This is a genomic window from Luteococcus sp., assembly GCF_043424415.1.
GTDB lineage: Bacteria > Actinomycetota > Actinomycetes > Propionibacteriales > Propionibacteriaceae > Luteococcus.
Window position 1 is genome coordinate 1 of sequence record NZ_JBHWOO010000241.1, and the last position, 20,063, is coordinate 20,063.

Here is a 20,063-nt window from a genome sequence, read left to right on the forward strand (position 1 = left end):
CCGACGCCTTCGGCCGCGGCCGCATCATCGGCGACTACCGCCGCGTCGCCCTCTACGGTGTCGACGCCCTGATCGCCGAGAAGAACCAGGCCAAGGACTCCGTCGCGGACAAGCCCTTCGACGAGCACTGGGCCCGCTTCCGCGAGGAGCACTCCGAGCAGATCAAGGCGCTGAAGAAGCTCAAGACGATGGCCGCCAGCTACGGCTTCGACATCTCGCGTTCCGGCCGCACCGCGCAGGAGGCCGTGCAGTGGACCTTCTTCGGCTACCTGGCCAGCATCAAGAGCCAGGACGGCGCCGCGATGAGCTTCGGCCGCCTGTCGGCCTTCTTCGACATCTACTTCGAGCGCGACCTGGCCGCCGGGACGCTCACGGAGGAGGGCGCCCAGGAGATCGTCGACGCCTGGTGTTGAAGCTGTGCATCGTGCGCTTCCTGCGCACCATCGACTACGACCAGATCTTCTCCGGCGACCCCTACTGGGCCACCTGGAGCGATGCCGGCCTGGATGAGGACGGCCGCACCCTGGTGACCAAGACCTCCTTCCGCCTGCTGCAGACCCTGCGCAACCTCGGCCCCGCCCTGGAGCCGAACATCACGATCTTCTGGGACCCGGCGCTGCCGCAGGGCTACAAGGACCTGTGCGCGGCGATCAGCATCGAGACCTCCTCGGTGCAGTACGAGGCCGACCGCCAGATCCGCCAGCACTGGGGCGACGACGCAGCCATCGCCTGCTGCGTCTCACCGATGAAGGTCGGCAAGCAGATGCAGTTCTTCGGCGCCCGCGTCAACGCCGCCAAGAGCCTGCTGTATGCCATCAACGGCGGACGCGACGAGATGACCGGCACGCAGGTCGTCGAGGGCTTCGAACCGGTCACCGGCGACGGCCCGCTCGACTTCGACGACGTCTGGGCCCGTTACGAGCAGATGCTGGACTGGGTGGTCGGCACCTACGTCGAGGCGCTCAACATCATCCACTACTGCCACGACCGCTACGCCTACGAGTCGATCGAGATGGCGCTGCACGACTCCGAGATCGTGCGCACCATGGGCTGCGGCATCGCCGGGCTGAGTATCGTCGCCGACTCGCTGAGCGCCATCAAGTACGCCACCGTGACCCCGGTGCGCGACGAGACCGGCCTGGTGGTCGACTACATCACCGAGGGTGACTTCCCCGTCTACGGCAATGACGACGACCGCGCCGACGAGATCGCCGCCGTCGTGGTGCACACCGTGATGGACAAGATCAAGCAGATCGAGATGTACCGCGACGCCATCCCCACCCAGAGCGTGCTGACCATCACCTCGAACGTGGTCCACGGCAAGAACACCGGCTCCTTCCCCAGCGGCCACACCAAGGACACCCCCTTCGCCCCGGGCGCCAACCCGGAGAACGGGGCCGACAACCACGGCATGGTCGCCAGCATGCTGAGCGTCGGCAAGCTCGACTACGAGGACGCCCTGGACGGTATCAGCCTCACCAACACCATCACCCCCTCGGGCCTGGGCCGCACCAAGGACGAGCAGGTGACCAACCTGGTCGGCATCCTCGACGCCGGCTTCGAACCCGCACTCTGACCCACCACCCACCGAAAGGCACACACCATGAGCACCAAGACCTTCGACGAGCGCCTGGCCGACATGAACGCCAACCGTGCCAAGCGCGGCACCCGGCCGGGGCTCTACCACACCAACATCAACGTGCTGAACCGCGAGACCCTCGAGGACGCGATGGAGAACCCGGACAACTACCCGAACCTGACCGTGCGCGTCTCGGGCTATGCCGTGAACTTCGTCAAGCTCACCAAGGACCAGCAGCGCGACGTGATCAGCCGCACCTTCCACCAGAACTCCTGACGCCTTGGCATCGGGCAACAACACCCACCCCGCCACCGGGCCCGTCCCGGCCCCAGCACCCGGATGACCGTCTTCATGGCCGGCTGCGAGCTGCGCTGCCAGTACTGCCACAATCCCGACACCTGGTTCACCGCCAAGGGCACCCCGGTGATGCTCGACGAGATGGTGGCGAGGATCTCGCGCTACCGCGGCATCTTCCGCGCCACCGGTGGCGGCATCACCATCAGCGGCGGTGATCCGATGATGCAGGCCCGCTATGTCGGCAACCTGCTGAACGCCGCCCACGAGATGGGCATCCCCACCTGCATCGACACCTGCGGCTTCCTGGGCGCCGATGTCACTGACCAGATGCTCGACGACCTCGGCCTGGTGCTGCTCGACATCAAGTCCGGCGATCCGGAGACCTATCGTCGGGTGACCGGGCAGGAGCTGGAACCGACCCTGCGCTTCGCCCGCCGTCTGGCCGAGCGGGGAATCGAGACCTGGGTGCGCTATGTGCTGGTGCCGGGGCTGACCGACGAGGTGGCCAATGTGCAGGCCGTCGCGGACTTCGTCGCCACCCTGGGCAATGTCTCGCGCGTGGAGGTGCTGCCCTTCCACCAGATGGGCCGCGACAAGTACGACTCCCTGGGCATCGACTACCCGCTGGCCGACGCCTCCCCGCCCTCGGCGGAGTTGCTGGAGCGGGTGCGGGGCCAGTTCCGCGATGTGGGCGTGACCGTCTACTGACCCCGACCCTGTGCGGCGGGAGGTCGAAATGTCCTCCCTCTGACGCCGAAGGTCAACCATCTGGCTGACATGGCGCGAACCCTTGCCGTGATGGGCTGGAGCCATGATCGAGATCGACCACCTGACCAAGCGCTACGGCGGTTTCACCGCAGTGGACGACGTGTCCTTCACGGCACTGCCCGGCCGCGTGACCGGCTTCCTCGGCCCCAATGGCGCCGGGAAGTCCACCCTGCTGCGCATGGTGTGCGGGCTCACCCCGCCCACCTCGGGCCGGGCCACCGTGCTGGGCGTCGCCTATGCCGAGCTGCCCAACCCCATCCAGCACGTCGGGGTCATGCTGGATGCCGCCGCCCAGCATCCCGGACGCACCGGCGCGGAGGTGCTGCGGCTGGCGGGCCTGATTGCCGGCGTCTCCAAGGACCGGGTGACCGAGATGGCCGAGATGGTCGGCCTCACCCAGACCGAGACCAAGCGTCGGGTCAAGGACTACTCGCTGGGCATGCGCCAGCGCCTCGGCATCGCCGGTGCCCTGATGGGCGACCCGAAGGTGCTCATCCTCGACGAGCCGGCCAACGGGCTGGACCCCGCCGGCATCCACTGGATGCGCGAGCTGCTGGCCGACTACTCCTCGCGCGGCGGCACGGTGCTGCTCAGCTCCCACCTGCTGGGCGAGGTGCAGATGATCGCGCACGACCTGGTGATGATCGGCCACGGACGCATCGTCGCCCAGGGCTCGCTGCAGGAGATGCTCGCCGCCAAGGAACCCGGCTCGGTGGTCGACTCCACCACCCGTCAGGACCTGGTGGATGCCGTGCGCAGCAGCGGAGGGCGGATCGACCAGCGCCCCGACGGCACCTTCAACGTCGACCTGCTGCCCGCCGCCATGGGCCAGCTGGCCATTGAGCGTCGCATCCCGCTGGTGCTGCTGCGCGAACGCGACCAGACCAACCTCGAGGAACTCTTCCTCTCCCTCACCCAGGACACCGCCCGCCAGGAGATCCGATGAGCACCATCACCGCCACCCACGCTGCACCCGTGACCGAGCGCCCCACCGGACGTGGCCTGTCCTTCGGGCGCCTGCTGCACGTCGAGCTGCGCAAGCAGGTCGACACCCGCGCCGGCCGCGGCCTGCTGGTGGCCATCGCCGTGCTCAGCCTGGGCGCCCTGGCAGGCGTGCTGTGGTTCTCCCGGCACGACGGAGCCGGCTTCACCACGCTGGTGCAGACGGCCGCGATCCCACAGGGCATGCTGATCCCCGTGCTGGGCATCATCACCGCCTGCAATGAGTGGTCCCAGCGCACCGCCCTGGTCACCTTCACCCAGGAGCCGCGACGCTGGCGGGTCATCGCAGCCAAGACACTGGCCGCGATCATCTGGGCCACCGGCTTCCTGCTCCTCGCCTGGGGTGTTGCTGCCCTCGCACATGCCGCCTCGATGGGTGCGGCAGGCAATCCGGTGCACTTCGACCTGACCGGCAGGGACTACCTGGCGGGCTGGATCGAACAGGTGGTCGGTGTGCTGATGGGCCTGGCCTTCGGCTTCCTGGTCCTGGTGACCCCGGCGGCCATCGCCGCCTATTTCATCGTCCCCTCGCTGGTGACTGGCCTGGTGATGGGCGTGCCTGCGCTGCGACGCTTCCAGGAGTGGGTGAGCACCACGACGCCGCCGATGTCGGCCGACCCGATCGACCCCGTCACGGACCCGTGGGCGAGGTTCGCCACCTCGATGCTGTTCTGGGTGGTCATTCCCTTCAGCGTCGGCGTGGTGCGGGTGCTGCGCCGCGAGGTGAAGTGAGCGGGTTCACCGCTCCAGGCGGCGCTCCTGCTGCAGGAGCTCCACCGCGGTGATGCCCAGGCGCTCGATCGCGCCGCCCAGCGTGTCGTTGAGGGCGCCCTCCAAGGAGTCGAGGGCGTCCTCGCCACCGCTGGTGGCCAGCACCTCGCGCTCACCGCGCGGTTCCAGCGCCGCACCACCGTGCAGGACGGCATCGCCGTCGCTCAACCGGCCGCGGGCGGCCTCGCGCAGCACCGCGTCGCGGCTCTCGCGCGAGTCGAAGGCCACCACCACGGTGTACACGAGGTCGCTGGAGGTGTGCTCGTCGAGCCACTGGACGCCGGGCTGCCACAGGATCATGTGTCGGATCGTACTGGGGGTTGGGCTGCGTGGGGGTTGGGCTGCGTGGGGGTTGGGCTGCGTGGGGCTTGGTCCACGTCGGCCCAGGCAGGGATTCTCAGGCGCCGGTGAGCTCATCGGCCAGCGCCGTGACGCGAGCATCGAGCTCGTCGCGGACCAGGTCCATCCGCTCCTCGCCCTCGATCCCGCGCAGCGAGGGCTCGTCGGTGAGCCAGGTCTCGACGGTGCCGCGCATGCCCTCGACCGGCTCGATGGTCGCCTCGCCGCCGATCACCACCACCCGGTCGACGCTGCGCAGCAGCTCGGGGTCGATCGGCTTGGGGTGCTCGCCCTCGACGCCGGCGCCGATCCGGGCCAGGCTGGCCACCGACTCGGCATTGAGCTTGGTGCCTGGGATGGTTCCGGCCGAGTGCACCTCGAGCCGGTCGCCAGCGCGGTGCCGGGCCAGGGCGGCGGCCATCTGGCTCTTGCCGCCATTCTTCACACAGACGAACAGGACGCTCGGACGATCGCTCACGGTAGTTCTCCCAGGAAGGTTCGCAAGGCCTCGAGGCCTTCGGGTCGGGGGGTGTAGTGGGCCCAGCGGCCTCGCATCTCGCGGTGCACCAGGCCGGCCTGCCCCAGCTTCTTCAGGTGGTGCGAGAGCGTCGGCTGGCTCACGCCGAAGACCTCGGGCAGGTGGCAGGCGCACACGCTGGAGCAGGAATTGGCGGCGATGTGGTGGAAGATGCGCAGCCGCACCGGATCGGCCAGGGCCTTGGTGATGACCACGACGTCGTCGACTCGCCCGGGTGGCAGGGGAGTGCTCGAGGGCGGGCACTCGTCGATGGGGTCGGCCTCGGTCATGGTGGCATCCTAGAGGACCATATTGACGGTTCTCGATGTGCAGCGAGGGGCCTGGCGCCCCTCCATGGGATGATGCCCCTCCAGCGTGAAGGAGCCCGGATGCTGACCTCGCCACCCGACCTGCCCATCCCCGACGGCGTGCTGCGCATCGGGGACGTCTCGACCCTGACCGGACTGAGCCTGCGCTCGATCCGCCACTACGAGGACCTCGGTCTGGTCCAGCCCGCCCGACGTACTGCGGGCGGTTTCCGGGAATATGACGCCGAGGCGGTGCAGAGGCTTCGTCTGGTGATGCACTTGCGGCTTGCCGGGCTCGGGCTGGAGGAGCTCGGGGCCGTGGTCGACCTGTGCCGGCAGTTCGAGCTGGGGCACGAGGGCGTCGATCCCGCCGCCCTGGACGACTGCCTCGACGTGGTGGACCAGGCTGCACGCGAGCTGGAGCTGAGGCTCGAGGCGACCCGCCGGGTGCAGCAGCGGCTTCGTCGCGCACGGGGCGGTCGCGCCACCACCTGAGGCGGCAACCCCCCTCCGAAACCTCACATCATGTGAGGTTAGGATGGGCGCTTGTGTCAATCTGCCCTGGGTCGGCCTGTCCTGGGGCAACTTGCCCAGGGTCATTGTGTCCTGCGCACAGCTGCCCGCGTGAGTCTCCCGCGGCATCGAACCTGAACGGAGTCACGTGCCCCACCACGTCCCTGCCCGCGAGGGCCACGCCGCCCCGGATGCCGACCTGCGACGCCAGGAGCAGGGCTTCCCGCTTGTGCCCGAGGCCGGCGGGGGAGCCGATTCGGTGATGGCCGCGCTGCGCGACCCGCGCCGGCTCAGGACCGAGGTGATGGCCGGCCTGGTGGTGGCGCTGGCGCTGATCCCCGAGGCCCTCAGCTTCTCCATCATCGCCGGAGTCGATCCGCGCCTGGGCCTGTTCGCCTCCTTCACCATGGCCTGCACCATCGCCATCGTGGGTGGGCGTCCCGCCATGATCTCGGCCGCGACCGGCGCCATCGCGCTGGTCGTCGCACCCATCTCTCGCGGACATGGCGTCGACTACCTGATCGCCACCGTCCTGCTCGGAGGCCTGATGCAGGTGGCCATGGGGCTGCTCGGCGTCGCCAAGCTGATGCGCTTCATTCCCCGCATGGTCATGGTTGGGTTCGTCAACGCCCTGGCCATCCTGATCTTCATCGCGCAGCTCCCGCAGCTGGTCGGCCCGAACATCCCCTGGATCGTCTACCCGATGGTGGCGCTCGGACTGGTCATCATGGTGGGCCTGCCCCGGATCACCACGGCCGTGCCGGCGCCGCTGGTGACGATCGCCGTCGTGATGGGGCTGGCCCACGTCGCCGGCTGGACGATGCCGACGGTGGGCGACCAGGGTGAGCTGCCCACCTCGCTGCCCAGCCTGGTGCTGCCCACTGTGCCCTTCACCCTGGAGACCCTCGAACTCATCGCGCCCACCGCCTTCGCCGTCGCCCTGGTGGGGCTGCTCGAGTCCTTGATGACGGCCAAGCTGGTCGACGACGTGACCGACACCCATTCGAACAAGTCCCGGGAGGCCTGGGGGCAGGGCATCGCCAACATCGTCACGGGCCTGTTCGGCGGCATGGGCGGCTGCGCGATGATCGGCCAGACCATGATCAACGTGAAGGCCTCGCGGGCGCGCACCAGGATCTCCACCTTCCTGGCGGGCCTCTTCCTGCTGCTGCTCGTCGTCGGTGCCGGGCCGCTGGTGGCACGGATCCCCATGGCGGCGCTGGTGGCGGTGATGATCATGGTCTCGGTGGGCACCTTCGACTGGCACAGCATCCACCCCGCCACGCTGCGGATGATGCCCTGGAGCGAGACGATCGTCATGCTGGTGACCGTCGTGGTCACCGTGGGAACCAACAACCTCGCCTATGGCGTCATCACCGGCGTCAATGTCGCCTTCGTCGTCTTCGCCCGCCGGGTGGCGCACTTCTCGCGTGTGGAGAAGGTGGACGAGCGGGACGTGGACGGTGACGGGGTGCTCGACCAGCGGGTCTACCGGGTCCACGGGGAGCTCTTCTTCGCCTCCAGCAATGACCTGGTCTACCAGTTCGACTATGCCGGCGATCCGGCCCATGTGGTGATCGACCTGTCCGGCTCCCATGTCTGGGATGCCTCCACGGTGGCGGCGCTCGACGCGATCCAGTCGAAGTACGCCAGCAAGGGCAAGAGCGTGGAGATCATCGGCCTGAACGAGGCCTCGGCGGCCCGCCACGGCCAGCTGACCGGGCGTCTGGGCGTGGGGGACTGAGCCACGGATTGACGCGTGTCGGCGTGCCCTGCGATGCTTCATATCGACATCCATCAATCCGACTGGAGCGGTCATGAACCCATCCGAGAGCACCCCCGTCGCTGCCAGGCTCTCCACCCTGGACCGCTTCCTGCCCGTCTGGATCGGGGTGGCCATGGTGGCCGGGCTCCTGCTCGGACGCCTCGTGCCCGGTCTGGGCGACGCGCTGGCCGCCGTCGAGCTCGACGGCGTCTCGCTGCCCATCGCCATCGGACTGCTGGTGATGATGTACCCGGTGCTCGCCAAGGTGCGCTATGACCGCCTCGACACGGTCACCGGCGACCACCGAATGCTCGGCGCCAGCCTGGTGCTCAACTGGCTCGTCGGGCCCGCCCTGATGTTCACCCTCGCATGGCTGCTGCTGCCCGACCTGCCCGAGTACCGCACCGGGCTGGTCATTGTCGGCCTGGCCCGCTGCATCGCCATGGTCATCATCTGGAATGATCTCGCCTGCGGCGACCGCGAGGCAGCCGCCGTGCTGGTGGCCATCAACTCGATCTTCCAGGTGGTGGCCTTCGCCGCCCTCGGCTGGTTCTACCTCACGGTGCTGCCCGGCTGGCTGGGCCTGGAACAGACCGGCCTGGAGGTCTCGCCCTGGCAGATCGCCCGCAGCGTCCTGGTCTTCCTCGGCATCCCCCTGCTGGCCGGCTACCTCACCCGACGACTGGGGGAGCGCCGCTGGGGCCGCGAGGCCTATGAGCGCTCCTTCCTTCCCAGGATCGGGCCCTGGGCGCTCTACGGGCTGCTGTTCACCATCGTCATCCTGTTCGCCCTGCAAGGGGAGCAGATCACCACCCGCCCCCTGGACGTCGCCCGCATCGCCCTGCCGCTGCTGGCCTACTTCGCCCTCATGTGGGGGCTCAGCTACCTGCTGGGGCGCGGCTTGGGCATGGGCTACGAGCGCACGACGACGCTGGCCTTCACCGCCGCCGGCAACAACTTCGAGCTGGCCATCGCCGTGGCCATCGCCACCTTCGGTGTCAGCTCCGGCCAGGCCCTGGCCGGGGTCGTCGGACCGCTGATCGAGGTGCCGGTGCTCGTCGGCCTGGTCTACGTCAGCCTGTGGCTGCGCCGGCGATTCCCGCACGCCGCCGACGCCCTGTGAGCTGCCTGGCCAGCGACGACCCAGCGCCCGGCCCGCCTCGCGAAGACCGGCAGATCGGGCAGGATGACTGACGTGGACGACGCACTCTTCCCCTTGCCGCAGGACCAGCCCGGCACCGCGTCGGCCGGCCTGCCCGAGGGCGCCCACCACCTGTCCGGCTTCCTCGACCTGCACCAGCAACGCTGGCTGGTCGCACGCTTCCACGAATGGACCGACGGCCCGGTGCCGCTCCGCGCCGCCAGCATCCGCGGCCACCAGATGAGCGTGCGCACCGTCTGCCTCGGCTGGCACTGGCGGCCCTATGCCTACAGCCGCGAGGCCGTCGACGTGAACGGCAACCGGGTGCTTCCCGTGCCCGACTGGATGGTGCGCCTCGGCCGCCGGGCGCTCGCGGCCGTCGGGGACCCCGACGCCGGCCAGTACACCCCCGACACCGCCCTGGTGAACTTCTACGAGGACACCGCCCGGATGGGGATGCACCAGGACAAGGACGAACGCTCCTTGGCGCCGGTGGTCTCACTGTCCATCGGGAACTCCTGCACCTTCCGGCTGGGCAACACCACCAACCGCAACCGGCCCTGGACCGACCTGCGGCTCGACTCCGGCGACCTGTTCGTCTTCGGCGGTCCGGCACGTCTGGCCTACCACGGCGTGACGAAGGTGCACCCCGGCACCGCCCCCGAGGGCTGCGGGCTGGCGACGGGCAGGATCAACATCACCCTGCGCGTCACCGGCCTGGACGGCTGAGGGCACCCGGCGTGTTGGCTGGGACAGGAGCTCAGCGCGCCGGGCTGGCCAGCAGCCGGTCGACCACCGCGCTCAGGCGCCCATGGGCCACGCCCAGACAGGTGTCGGCGGCGCCGTAGTAGAGTCGCAGCTCGTCACCGTGGACGGTCAGGCCGCACGGGAAGACCACCCCTGGGACATCGCCGGTCACCTCATAGGGTTCCTGCGCCGAGAGCAGCCACTCCTCGCAGCGGTGCGTCACCACCGTCGGGTCATCCAGGTCCAGCAGCACCGCCCCGGCACGGTAGAGGTCACCCGAGACGGCCCTGCGCACCCCGTGGTAGAACATCAGCCAGCCATGCTCGGTCTCCAGCGGGGGAGCGCCGGCACCGATGCGCAGGCTGTCCCACCAGTTGCCCTCGCGCGGGGCCATCACCCGATCGCCCTGCTCCCAGGTCTGCAGGTCATCGGAGTACTGGGCCCAGACCGACGGCTTCTCGTCGGCGCGGGCCGGGCGGGTGAACATCACGAAGCGCCCACCGATGCGGCGCGGGAAGAGCACGGCATTCTTGTCGTCCGACGATCCCACCACGGCCATCCGCTCGGCGCTGCGGAAGTCGGTGGTGCGCGACAGCGCCACCCGCGCCCCCGTCGGGCCGTAGACGGTGTGGGTGATGACGAAGGCGTCCAGCTCGTCGACCCAGGTGACGCGCGGGTCCTCGACGCCCCACTCGGCACCCACGTCGCCGCCCTCGAGCAGCGGCTCGGGATCGACCTGCCAGCCGGTGGTGCCGTCATCGCTGCGGGCCACCGCAAGGTGGGAGAAACCACGCCGGTCCTCCACCCGGCAGACCAGCACGGTCTGCCCCTCGTGCACCACCGCGCCCGCATTCATCACCGCATTGACCCGGTAGGGCCACTGGCTCGCCGTCAGGATGGGGTTGTGGGCACTGCGGACCAGCAGGTCCTCGTCGTCTCGCTCATGCGTCATGGCTGTTCCGTCACCTCGGGGGTGTGAGCCCCGCCTTCTCCAGCGCCACGGCGGCCTGCAGGAAGGCCAGGGTCGACTCGGCACCCTGGTTGTCATTGAGAACTTCGACACCGAGCCCGTCATGGCACCCGGCGGTGACGGAATCGTACAACGACAAGCCCAGACGGTTCCCGCCGAGGAACCAGTCGAAGGCGCCGACGGCGGCCTCGGCGCGCCCGGCCTGCCCATCGGAGACGAACTCCGCCAGGCATTCGCACAGCGCCGCGACGTCGATCGGCTGCTCGTCGCCGGTGAAGCCGCTGGAGTCCTGGCCGGGGAAGAGCCAGTGGTTGCCCACCGCCTGCACCTGTTCGTCCTGCCAGAAGTGTGACTGCAGCCAGTCCAGCACCACGGTGGCGCGCTCCACCAGGTCCTCGCGGCCCAGGACGCGCCCGGCAGCCAGCAGCGCCTGGGGGAAGCGGGCATTGTCATAGCTGAGCCGTTCCAGGGGCCACGGCCAGTCCTCGCGCGAATGCGCGGCCCAGTGCTCGTCCAGACGCCCCAGCACCCGGCCCAGGGCGGCGCGCACCTCGGGCAGCTCCTGCCCCTGCAGGGCCCGGGCCAGCCCGAGGGCCCAGTAGGCGCACTCGTGGGGTGAGAGCCCGGCGGCCGCCAGCGGCAGAAGCGCCTGCAACTGGAGCCTCGCCGGGGTGTGCATGGCGGGCGTGTCGCCGAAGGCAGCCAGCACCTCGCCCAGTGCCCACACCGCCCGGCCGATGTGGTCGCCGGGGTGGGGGTCGTCGAGCCAGCGACGCTCGAAGTCCATGAAATTGCGCAGCCCCCGGCCGTCGGAGTCCTCAGCGGCGGCCCGCAGGAAGGCCAGCCCCTGCAGCACCATCCTGCGGCTGTCCCGAGTGGGACTGCGACGGTGCAGGCCGCAGCCCACCACCACCATGCGGGCGACGTCGTCGGTGCAGTAGCCGGTGCGCCAGGCCGGCACCGCGCCGTCGGCGTGCTGCACGATCCCGGTCGAGTCCTGCAGGTCCAGCACATGGTCGGGGCGCAGGTAGTGCTCCCAGTCGCGCGCCACCTCAGGCCTGCCCGTCCGGATCGCCCAGCAGGTCGAGCACGGTGCGCCCGACCGTCGGCCAGGCCATCTCGGAGCCGATGGCGCGCGCCGCGCTGCGGGCGGCGGCCAGCTTCTCGGGATCATCCAGGGCCACGTTGACGGCCCGTGCGATCGCCTGTGGGTCGTCGAAGTCGACCAGCCAACCGGCACCGCCGGCGAGCATGTCCTCGGCATAGAGGTAGCGGGTGGCCACCACGGCGCAGCCGGCGGCCAGGGCGAAGGTCAGCGCGCCCGAGACGATCTGCTCCCGGCCGCGATAGGGGGTGACGAAGATCTGGGTGCAGCCCAGCAGGGACTGCAGCTGCTCGTCGTTGAGGTAGCCGTCGGCGAAGGCGATGTGCTCGCCCATCCCCAGTTCCTCCACCAGGGCGACCAGCTCCTCGCGGTAGGCCTCCCCGTGGCGTCGCACGATCTCGGGATGGGTGCGTCCGGCAATCACGTAGAGCACCTCGGGATGGCGCTCGACGATCGTCGGCATCGCCCGGATCGCCAGCTCCAGTCCCTTGCCGGGCGAGAGCAGGCCGAAGGTGGACAGCATGGTGCGGCCCTCGGTGTCCAGGCCCATCTCCTCGCGCAGCACCCGGCGCTGTTCGTCGGAGTCGACGCCCTCGCCGGGCAGCAGCTCGGTGGGCACCCCGTGCGGCACCACGTGGATGCGCGGCGCCAGTTCGGGGCGGGCGGCGGTGAGGATCTGCTGGGCCCGCGGGGAGAAGACCAGGATCCACCTGGCCTGGTCCAGCAGCGCGTCGAGCACCTCGCGCTGGTGGGGGCTCGGCTCGCTGAGCACGGTGTGCAGGGTGACGGCCAACGGCACCTCCAGCCGGCTGGCCAGTTCGACCACGTCCTGCCCGTCGGGCCCGCCGTAGATGCCGTACTCGTGCTCGATCACCACCGCATCGGGGCCGAGCTCGTTGAGCTTGCCGGCGACGGCGGGGTAGTCACCCGACTCGGCCTGCCAGAAGGTGGCGAGCACCTCCTCACGCTGCTGGTCCGGGTCGGCGTCGGGCTGCAGCGAGGCCACCAGGTCCACCGTCGCCGCCGGGTCGGCAGCCAGCATTCCGCGGCGCAGGTCGCGGGAGAAGGTGGCGATCCCACACTGTCGGGGCGGGTAGGTCGAGATGATGATGACGTGCATGTGGTCCCCTTCGTGCATGGTGTGCCGCGGGTGCGGTGGACACATTGTCCTGCACCGCAGCCCGCGGCAACACACACTAGGGGGTTGTTGCCCCGGCCCGGAATGACCGGACCCGTGCGACCTTGGTCAGGCCAGCGCGTCCTCGATCGGCGTGGAGCCGTCATTGAAGGGCAGCTCGCGCCCGGCAAGCCCGGTGCCGCGACGCACCGTCTCGGCCAGAACGGCGGCCACATTGGCACGGCTGACCTGGCCCGCCTCGGCGGCGCCGAGCTCGATCGTGCCGGTCGGCTCGTCGAGGGTCAGGGTGCTGGGCATCAGGATGGTCCAGGCCAACTCGCTGCCGCGCAGATGCTCGTCGGCGGCCGCCTTGGCCTCGGCATAGGCGAAGAAGGAGTTGTCGGGGCTGATCCCGTGGTCCTTGCTCGCGCCGAAATAGCTGACCATCACGTAGTGGCCGACCCCGGCCTGCTGGGCGGCGTCCATGGAACGGATCGCCGCGTCCTGGTCGACGGCCCTGGTGCGCTCGGGGCTGCCACCGCCGGCACCGGCCGACCAGACCAGCACGTCGGTGTCGTTGAAGAGCTCGGCCAGCTCCTCGGTGCCCAGCTGCTCGACGTCGGCGACGACCGGCTCGGCACCGGTGGCGGCCACGTCCTCGGCCTGCTCGGGATTGCGGATCAGGCCGCGCACGGTGTGGCCTGCCTCCACCAGCAGGGGAGCGGCAAGCAGGGCCACCTTGCCGTGGCCTCCGATGATCGTGATCTGGGACATCCCTTCTCCTTTCCTCGACTGTCTCAACCCTGCCACGCAGCCAAGGATCCCGTCTGCGCCCTGTCACAGGGCTCCGTGGTGTTGAATCCGCTCTGGTCCTGCGCTTTACTGAAAGACAATGCTTCGCGTCGCCTTCCTGCGACCCGACCCTCCCAGGAGCCATGCCTCCCCTCCTGTCCCTCCTCGTCGGAGTGCTCGTCGTCATCGTCATCACCGTTGCGACCGGGTATTTCGTTGCACAGGAATTCGCCTTCATGTCCGCGGACAGGTCCCGGCTGGCCGCTCGCGCCCGCGGCGGGGACGAACGGGCCGCCAAGACCTTGGAGATCACGCGCCGCACCTCCTTCATGCTCTCGGGTGCCCAGTTGGGCATCACCGTCACCGGGCTGCTCGTCGGCTATGTCGCGGAGCCGATGATCGGAGGGGGATTGTCTGCGCTCCTGGGTGGCATGGGCATCCCCACAGCAGTATCGGTGGGCGTCGGCGCCGTCGCCGCGATGGTGGTGTCCACTTTCGTGCAGATGGTCTTCGGTGAGCTCTTCCCCAAGAACTACGCCATCTCGCGCCCGGACCAGGTGGCGCAACGCCTCACCACATCCACCAAGGCCTACTTGACGATCTTCGGTCCCATGATCGCGGTCTTCGACAAGGCCGCGGAGGCCCTGCTACGACTGTTGCACATCGAACCTGTCCATGACGTCGAGCATGCCGCAACTGCCCGTGACATCCAGCACTTGGTAAGGGCCTCGCGCACTTCCGGAGACCTGCCCCCCGAACTGTCCGTCATGCTGGACCGCATCCTGGATTTCCCCTCCGAGGACGTTGAGCACGCCATGATCCCGCGGGCCCAGGTCGCGTCGCTGCAATCGCATGTCACCGTGGCCGAGGTGTGTGCGCTCATGAGCACCGGACACACCCGCTATCCCGTCATCGATTCCGACAACGACATCCTCGGGATCGTGGACCTGGTGGACGTGCTGGCGTGGCAGGGCGACCGCGCGACCCCGATCCGGGAACTCGTGCGTCCCGCGGTGGTCGTCCCTGAGGTGATGAGCCTGCCGGACTGCCTGGGCAAGCTCGACGAGGCCCGCCAGCAGCTCGCGTGCGTGGTGGACGAGTACGGGGGCTTCACCGGGATCATCACCGTGGAAGACCTCGCCGAGGAGATCGTCGGCGAGCTGACCGACGAGCACGATCCCGATCACCCGGGCTACGAGCCGGTCCCGGGCGACGGCGTCTGGGTGATGGAGGCCGACGTCCACACCGACGAGGTGGAACGTGCCCTCGGAATCGACCTGCCCACGACGGATGCCGAGACCATCGGCGGCCTGGCCATCGAACAGTGTGGGGCGCTCCCGGAGGAGGGTGACGTGGTACAGCTGTCACTGTGCTCCTCTGGTGGTGAAGACGATGCGGCCACCCTCCTCATCGAGGTGCTCGACGTCGAGCGCCATGTCCCCGCGCGCGTTCGTCTCACCCTCACCGAGCCGAGCGCGTCCGGCTCCACCGCAGCAGTCCGAGAGGACATCCGATGAACGGCATCACAGTCACACTGGTCACCATCGCCCTCATCGCGCTCAGCGCCTTCTTCGTCGCAGTGGAGTTCAGCCTCATCAACACCAAGCGACATCGCCTCGAGGACGCAGCAGCCACCTCCGCTTCGGCCCGAGCCGCTTTGCGCTCCTCCAGTGAATTGACCCTGCTGCTGGCTGGATCCCAGCTGGGCATCACCATCTGCACCCTGGCGCTGGGCGCGATCACGAAGCCAGCAGTTCATCACGCGCTGGTCCCTCCCATGACCTCCCTCGGTGTTCCTGCACGGTTGGGAGACGTGATCGCCTTCATCCTGGCGCTGGTGATCGTGACCTTCCTGCACCTCGTGGTGGGGGAGATGGCCCCCAAGTCATGGGCCATTGCACATCCTGAGAGGTCCGCGACATTGCTCGCGCTGCCCATGAGGGCCTTCCTCTGGATCACCCGCCCCCTGCTGCGCACACTCAACGCCATGGCCAACTGGTGCGTCCGCCGAATGGGCGTCGAGCCGGTCGATGAGGTGGACGACGTGCAGGACAGCGATGGGCTTCGCTCCTTGGTGGAGCACTCCACCGATGCCGGAACACTTGACGAGGGACACGGTGCCTCCATCACCTATGCGCTGGACATGGGGACCCTGACCATCGGGTCCCTGGTGGAGGGGCGCCGCGCCACGCCCACCCAGGTCCCGACTGGAGCCACCGTGGGGGAGGTGCAGGACGCCACCGTGACTGCAGGGCACATGCGGGTCCTGCTCACCCACGAGAACACGGTGACCGGCGTCGTGCACGTGCGCGACACACTGGCCGAGCCGACAGACCGGCCGGCCGTCGAACTAGCCAGCCCCTCATACGTGGTGGACCGGCGAAAACCGCTCCACCTGGTCTTCCAGGAGATGCGAGAGAATGGCACCCAGCTGGCAGTGGTCACCGACGAGGGCAGATTCACGGGCGTCGTGACCTTGGCAGACATCCTGCCGCGTCTCTTCCCTCGGGCCGCCTGACCCTCCCACGCTGTCCGTCGCTCCCGGGCTGCCTGATGCCCGGAGCGGCTGCTCGGGCTCGCTGGGTCCTTCGAGCTTTAAGGTGCCTCAGGCCCACAGGCCCGAGCTGCCGCGACGCCACGAGCCCACCAGGTGGGTGTCGACGATGCCCACGGCCTCCATCAGCGCGAACATCGTCGTCGGCCCGACGTGCGCGAAACCGGCCTTCTTCAGCGCCTTCGACAGGGCCAGGGACTCGGGTGAGGTGGTGGGCACCTCGGTGAAGTCCCGTGGGGTGGGGGTCTGGACAGGCCTGAAGCCCCAGATGAAGTCCGCCAACCCGCCATGGTCACGCAGCGCGACGGTGGCCCGGGCATTGGTGATCGTGGCGTCGATCTTGCGGCGGTTGCGCACGATCCCGGCATCGGCCAGCAGGCGCTCCCGGTCCGCCTCGTCGAAACCTGCCACGGCGTCGGGATCGAAGTTGGCGAAGGCCGCCCGGAAGTTCTCCCGCTTGCGCAGGATCGTCGCCCAGCTCAAGCCCGACTGGAAGGCCTCCAGGCTCAACCGCTCGAACAGGCCACGCTCGTCGCGCACCGGCATGCCCCACTCGGTGTCGTAGTAGTGGCGCAGCATCTCGTCGTGCGCCGCCCATGCCGGACGTGCCAGGCCGTCCTCACCGGTCACCAGGTCACCCATGCCCCCATGGTGACAGGCGGCACCGACAATTTTCGTCGGTCAGCGACGACGGTTGCGCAAAGCCAGCGCGATGCCTCCGGCCACCAGCGCCAGTCCGCCGGCACCGAGAACGACGGGCAGCGCCGACGAACCCTGCTCGGCCGAGGCGGTCTCCGAGGAGGTCTCCTGTGTGGCAGAGGATTCCGCGGAGGCGGACGCCGAGCCTTCGCTCGAAGGCGCCGGACTGGTGGTCTCGACATCGCTGGGGCTCGCGCTGGACGAGGGCGCCAGCCCTTCGGCGGCGTACTCGGGTGCCGGGGTGATCGAGCCGGTCACGTCGGTGGCGAAGGCGAAGGGCACGGCGGGAGTCTTCTTGCCCGCGGGGCCTTCAAGGCTGACGACGACGGTGTAGTAGCCGGCCAGCCAGTTGTCCGGCACATTGTTCGCGAGGTTGCGGGTGGCTACCGTGCCGGTGCCGACCTCGGCCGTCGCGTCGATCGATCCGAGGTAGAGGGTGACATCGCGGCCCACTCGCCTGCCGTCGGGGGAGAGCACGGTGATGGTCGAACGCCATGACTGATCCAGGGGGAGGTCATTGAAGGGGGCCGCGAGCTGGTCGGAGATCTTGGGGAACTTCAGAGTGGTGGCCAGGCGCTGCCCATTGCCCACCGGCACCTTGAAGGTCTGCACGTCATTGCCGGCGATGGTGCCGGAATAGGTCTTGCCCGCCTCGACGGCGGCCGCACTCGAGAGCGACTTGCCTCCCGTCATCGGCGTCGGCGTGCCGATGGCGGGCGCCTTGGCCAGACCATCCCGTGGCGCCTCGGGGAGTGAGGAGATGTTGGTGACCGGGGGGACCTCCGTCACCTTGAGCTGCACCTTGCGGGGCTGTTTGGCCGCGTAGAGCTCGTCATGGGAGACCTCCACCACCATCTCGCCGCCGGCGCACCCCTCGTCGCGCAGTCCGGTCACTGCGGTGGCGGAGGAGAAGGCCCCCGACTGGTGGTATCCAGTCCCGGAGGCGCAGACGCGGCCGTTCGCGCTGGTCAGATCGACGTCCACCATGTCCTCGACATTGGTCTCGGGCTGGTAGATGGCGGAGACGGCCATGGTCGAGCCGGGGATGGTGCGCTTCAGCCGGTAGTACTTGGTGGCGTCCTTGCCGCCCTTGGGGCCGACGGTGTCCGTCCAGTCGCCGGCCTGGATGGTGGGGGCCTCGGTGGAGACCAAACCGCCCTTGACCGGTTTGCCCTCGAGCTGGGCCGGGTGGCGGTGTGCTTCTTGGTCTGCTCCAGGGCAGTGCTGAGCTGGTCTGAGTTCTTCACGTCGTAGTACTTGCCCTTGCCCGCGGTGGCGATGCACTGCAGCTGCTTGCGGGCCTGCTCGTCGACGCTCATCCCCACCACGTCGATGGTGACGTCGACGCCCTGGGCGGCCACCTGCTTGGCCGCCTCGCACGGGTCCGGCTCACAGGTGGCCACACCGTCGCTGACCAGGACGATGGAGCGCTTGCCCTTGTCTCCCAGGTCCTTGGCAGCCTCGGTCAGGGCGAAGCCGATCGGGGTCTCGCCGTAGGGCGTGTAGGTGGAGACCGCCGCCCGCAGCGCCGCCCGGTTCCCGGTGCCGGCCGGGACCACCAGCTGGGAGTCGGTGCACGCCCCCGCATCACCCTGGTTCTCGACGGTGGCACCGAAGACCCGCAGCCCAACCCCGGTGTCGACGGGCAGGCCACCGACCAGCGACGTGAGGGACTTCTTCGCCGCGTCGATCTTGGTCATGCCGCCTTGGGCGGGTTCCTTCATGGAGCCCGACGAGTCGAGCACGAGCATCATGGTGCCGCCCTGGTCGTCCCCCTCGCCGCGTGCCGGTGCGGACATCGTCGTCGTGCCCAGTACGGCGAGGACGGCCAGTGCTGACAGGGTCCTGGTGGTGTTCATGCTGCATCTCCCAGAGGTTGACCGCGGGGCGGTGTCAGGGCTTTTCAGGCCAGGGTCGGGTCGTCCGTTCATGACTTTGCAATAGCCAATAATGCACAGTGGTGGGTCTCAGTCAAGAGGCCTGCCGCAGTCAATGAGCGCCTCTCCAGGTGGCATGCTGGTGCCGACATGGGACAGACCTTCGGCGCGCGCCACGAACTCGTCGACCCGATCGCCGCAGGGGCATCGGGTGCCGTCTGGCGCACCTGGGACCACCGTGAACGCGCCTACCGGGCCGGGAAGGTCCTGCGACAAGCCGATTCGGTCTCGTTGCTGCGTTTCATGCGGGAGAGTGGCCACCGCATCGACCATCCGCACGTCGTCGCCCCGCTCACCTGGACGGGCGAGGACGACCGTGTCATCTTCGCCATGCCGCTGGTGCGGGGCGGCACCCTGGCCACCGTCATGGCCGACCATGGCCCGCTGCCCGTCTGGTTCACCGCCGCCGTGGCCGACCAGCTCCTCGACGCCCTGGCCGCCGTCCACGCCCACGGCCTGGTGCACCGCGACGTGAAGCCCGGCAACGTGATGCTCGAGCCGACCGGCACCGGCAGGCCCTTCGTCCGGCTGGGTGACTTCGGCATTGCCGTGCCCGTCGGGGATCCCCGCCTCACCGCCGTGCACCACGTGGTGGGAACGCCCGGCTACCTCTCACCCGAAGCCTTGGCCGGCGCCGATCCCGACCCACGCCAGGACGTCTACGCCGTCGGGGTGGTGGTGCTCGAGATGCTCACCGGCCGGCGCCCCAGCGGCCCCGAGATCCCCGTCGATGGGCTCGACTCCCCGCTGGCGCAGTGGGCGCTCGGCCTGTTGCAGCCGAGCGACCTGCGCCCCGACGCCGCGCAGGCGCGCTCCCGGTTGGCGGCGCTGCGGCTGCCGCTGGTTCCTTGCATCGGCGACGAGCCGGTGGAGGTCTTCGACCAGCTGGGAGACCTCCCCGACGGGTGGGGGCCGGACGGCCCCCGGCCCGGCCTCGAGGAACCGTCCGGGTCCAGGCCCGACGAGGTGGTCGCGCCAACCCTCGTCGGTCCTGCTCAGGTGCCGAGTGGGGCGACCCCGGCTGAGCCCCCGGCGAGCCGCTCCGTCGGGCTGCTACCCGCGGCGCTGGTGGTGCTCGGTCTGGTGCTGCTGGTCGTCGCCGTTCTGTTGTGGTGATCTTTGCAGCTGCAAACTTGTTAGCC

At 69.2% G+C, this 20,063-nt stretch carries 20 protein-coding genes and 2 pseudogenes; 12 read left to right on the forward strand and 10 right to left on the reverse strand.

The genetic code is table 11. The features are described 5' to 3' along the window. Positions 1-26: 26 nt before the first annotated feature. The 5 genes and pseudogenes from ACHFFZ_RS13900 to ACHFFZ_RS13920 all read left to right on the forward strand — a co-directional run. Positions 27-1,261 (forward strand): annotated as a pseudogene (locus ACHFFZ_RS13900) (pyruvate formate lyase family protein); the annotation flags it as partial. 162 nt (positions 1,262-1,423) lie between these two features. Beyond that, positions 1,424-1,855: pseudogene (gene grcA2 / locus ACHFFZ_RS13905) on the forward strand (autonomous glycyl radical cofactor GrcA2). A 9-nt stretch (positions 1,856-1,864) separates the two neighbouring features. After that, a complete protein-coding gene (pflA, locus tag ACHFFZ_RS13910; RefSeq protein ID WP_394277226.1) occupies positions 1,865-2,584 on the forward strand; it encodes a pyruvate formate-lyase-activating protein in 720 nt (239 codons plus the stop codon). A gap of 103 nt (positions 2,585-2,687) precedes the next feature. Beyond that, a complete protein-coding gene (locus tag ACHFFZ_RS13915) occupies positions 2,688-3,590 on the forward strand; it encodes an ABC transporter ATP-binding protein (RefSeq protein WP_394277201.1) in 903 nt (300 codons plus the stop codon). Further along, positions 3,587-4,378: a hypothetical protein gene (locus tag ACHFFZ_RS13920; RefSeq protein ID WP_394277202.1), complete on the forward strand. Its 792-nt coding sequence runs from the start codon at positions 3,587-3,589 to the stop codon at positions 4,376-4,378. The genes ACHFFZ_RS13915 and ACHFFZ_RS13920 overlap by 4 nt, the downstream gene beginning before the upstream one ends. Before the next feature lie 6 nt (positions 4,379-4,384). Here ACHFFZ_RS13920 and ACHFFZ_RS13925 read toward each other — a convergent pair whose 3' ends face one another. The 3 genes from ACHFFZ_RS13925 to ACHFFZ_RS13935 all read right to left on the reverse strand — a co-directional run bounded on the left by ACHFFZ_RS13925 (position 4,385) and on the right by ACHFFZ_RS13935 (position 5,563). Beyond that, on the reverse strand, positions 4,385-4,717 hold the full coding sequence (locus ACHFFZ_RS13925; protein WP_394277203.1) for a hypothetical protein: 333 nt from the start codon (positions 4,715-4,717) through the stop codon (positions 4,385-4,387). Positions 4,718-4,814: 97 nt separating this feature from the next. Next, on the reverse strand, positions 4,815-5,234 hold the full coding sequence (locus tag ACHFFZ_RS13930; RefSeq protein WP_394277204.1) for a low molecular weight phosphatase family protein: 420 nt from the start codon (positions 5,232-5,234) through the stop codon (positions 4,815-4,817). Then, the gene (locus ACHFFZ_RS13935; protein WP_394277205.1) at positions 5,231-5,563 is read right to left on the reverse strand and encodes an ArsR/SmtB family transcription factor; all 333 of its coding nucleotides are present in this window, start codon (positions 5,561-5,563) and stop codon (positions 5,231-5,233) included. Before ACHFFZ_RS13935 ends, ACHFFZ_RS13930 begins: the two co-directional genes overlap by 4 nt. 99 nt (positions 5,564-5,662) lie before the next feature. Between ACHFFZ_RS13935 and ACHFFZ_RS13940 the strand changes: the two genes are divergently transcribed. The 4 genes from ACHFFZ_RS13940 to ACHFFZ_RS13955 all read left to right on the forward strand — a co-directional run bounded on the left by ACHFFZ_RS13940 (position 5,663) and on the right by ACHFFZ_RS13955 (position 9,729). After that, on the forward strand, positions 5,663-6,076 hold the full coding sequence (locus ACHFFZ_RS13940) for a MerR family transcriptional regulator (RefSeq protein ID WP_394277206.1): 414 nt from the start codon (positions 5,663-5,665) through the stop codon (positions 6,074-6,076). A 280-nt stretch (positions 6,077-6,356) separates the two neighbouring features. Next, positions 6,357-7,838 (forward strand): SulP family inorganic anion transporter, encoded by a 1,482-nt coding sequence (locus tag ACHFFZ_RS13945; protein ID WP_394277227.1) that lies wholly within the window; start codon positions 6,357-6,359, stop codon positions 7,836-7,838. A 73-nt stretch (positions 7,839-7,911) separates the two neighbouring features. Further along, the gene (gene arsB / locus ACHFFZ_RS13950) at positions 7,912-8,982 is read left to right on the forward strand and encodes an ACR3 family arsenite efflux transporter (protein WP_394277207.1); all 1,071 of its coding nucleotides are present in this window, start codon (positions 7,912-7,914) and stop codon (positions 8,980-8,982) included. A 72-nt stretch (positions 8,983-9,054) separates the two neighbouring features. Then, positions 9,055-9,729 carry an alpha-ketoglutarate-dependent dioxygenase AlkB family protein gene (locus ACHFFZ_RS13955; RefSeq protein ID WP_394277208.1) on the forward strand — a complete coding sequence of 225 codons (675 nt, stop codon included), beginning with the start codon at positions 9,055-9,057 and terminating at the stop codon, positions 9,727-9,729. Between the two features lie 31 nt (positions 9,730-9,760). On the opposite strand, the gene ACHFFZ_RS13960 is transcribed toward ACHFFZ_RS13955, so the two are convergent. The 4 genes from ACHFFZ_RS13960 to ACHFFZ_RS13975 all read right to left on the reverse strand — a co-directional run bounded on the left by ACHFFZ_RS13960 (position 9,761) and on the right by ACHFFZ_RS13975 (position 13,713). Beyond that, complete coding sequence (locus ACHFFZ_RS13960; RefSeq protein WP_394277209.1) at positions 9,761-10,699, reverse strand: hypothetical protein; 939 nt, start codon at positions 10,697-10,699, stop codon at positions 9,761-9,763. Between the two features lie 10 nt (positions 10,700-10,709). Then, positions 10,710-11,768 (reverse strand): hypothetical protein, encoded by a 1,059-nt coding sequence (locus tag ACHFFZ_RS13965; RefSeq protein ID WP_394277210.1) that lies wholly within the window; start codon positions 11,766-11,768, stop codon positions 10,710-10,712. Position 11,769: 1 nt separating this feature from the next. Next, positions 11,770-12,942 (reverse strand): glycosyltransferase, encoded by a 1,173-nt coding sequence (locus tag ACHFFZ_RS13970; RefSeq protein WP_394277211.1) that lies wholly within the window; start codon positions 12,940-12,942, stop codon positions 11,770-11,772. Positions 12,943-13,068: 126 nt separating this feature from the next. Next, positions 13,069-13,713: an SDR family oxidoreductase gene (locus ACHFFZ_RS13975; RefSeq protein WP_394277212.1), complete on the reverse strand. Its 645-nt coding sequence runs from the start codon at positions 13,711-13,713 to the stop codon at positions 13,069-13,071. Between the two features lie 161 nt (positions 13,714-13,874). Between ACHFFZ_RS13975 and ACHFFZ_RS13980 the strand changes: the two genes are divergently transcribed. Continuing rightward, positions 13,875-15,248 (forward strand): hemolysin family protein, encoded by a 1,374-nt coding sequence (locus ACHFFZ_RS13980; RefSeq protein WP_394277213.1) that lies wholly within the window; start codon positions 13,875-13,877, stop codon positions 15,246-15,248. Further along, on the forward strand, positions 15,245-16,249 hold the full coding sequence (locus ACHFFZ_RS13985; RefSeq protein ID WP_394277214.1) for a CNNM domain-containing protein: 1,005 nt from the start codon (positions 15,245-15,247) through the stop codon (positions 16,247-16,249). Before ACHFFZ_RS13980 ends, ACHFFZ_RS13985 begins: the two co-directional genes overlap by 4 nt. Positions 16,250-16,336: 87 nt before the next feature. On the opposite strand, the gene ACHFFZ_RS13990 is transcribed toward ACHFFZ_RS13985, so the two are convergent. Genes ACHFFZ_RS13990 through ACHFFZ_RS14000 form a run of 3 tightly spaced genes read right to left on the reverse strand, consistent with a single transcriptional unit; the run spans position 16,337 to position 18,843 of the window. Further along, positions 16,337-16,927: a DNA-3-methyladenine glycosylase I gene (locus ACHFFZ_RS13990; RefSeq protein WP_394277215.1), complete on the reverse strand. Its 591-nt coding sequence runs from the start codon at positions 16,925-16,927 to the stop codon at positions 16,337-16,339. A 39-nt stretch (positions 16,928-16,966) separates the two neighbouring features. After that, positions 16,967-18,136, reverse strand: a complete 1,170-nt coding sequence (locus ACHFFZ_RS13995) for a hypothetical protein (protein ID WP_394277216.1) — start codon at positions 18,134-18,136, stop codon at positions 16,967-16,969. Continuing rightward, positions 18,040-18,843, reverse strand: a complete 804-nt coding sequence (locus ACHFFZ_RS14000) for a VWA domain-containing protein (protein ID WP_394277217.1) — start codon at positions 18,841-18,843, stop codon at positions 18,040-18,042. Before ACHFFZ_RS14000 ends, ACHFFZ_RS13995 begins: the two co-directional genes overlap by 97 nt. Positions 18,844-19,011: 168 nt before the next feature. Here ACHFFZ_RS14000 and ACHFFZ_RS14005 point away from each other — a divergent pair, with 168 nt between their 5' ends. After that, on the forward strand, positions 19,012-20,037 hold the full coding sequence (locus ACHFFZ_RS14005) for a serine/threonine-protein kinase (protein ID WP_394277218.1): 1,026 nt from the start codon (positions 19,012-19,014) through the stop codon (positions 20,035-20,037). Positions 20,038-20,063 lie beyond the last annotated feature (26 nt).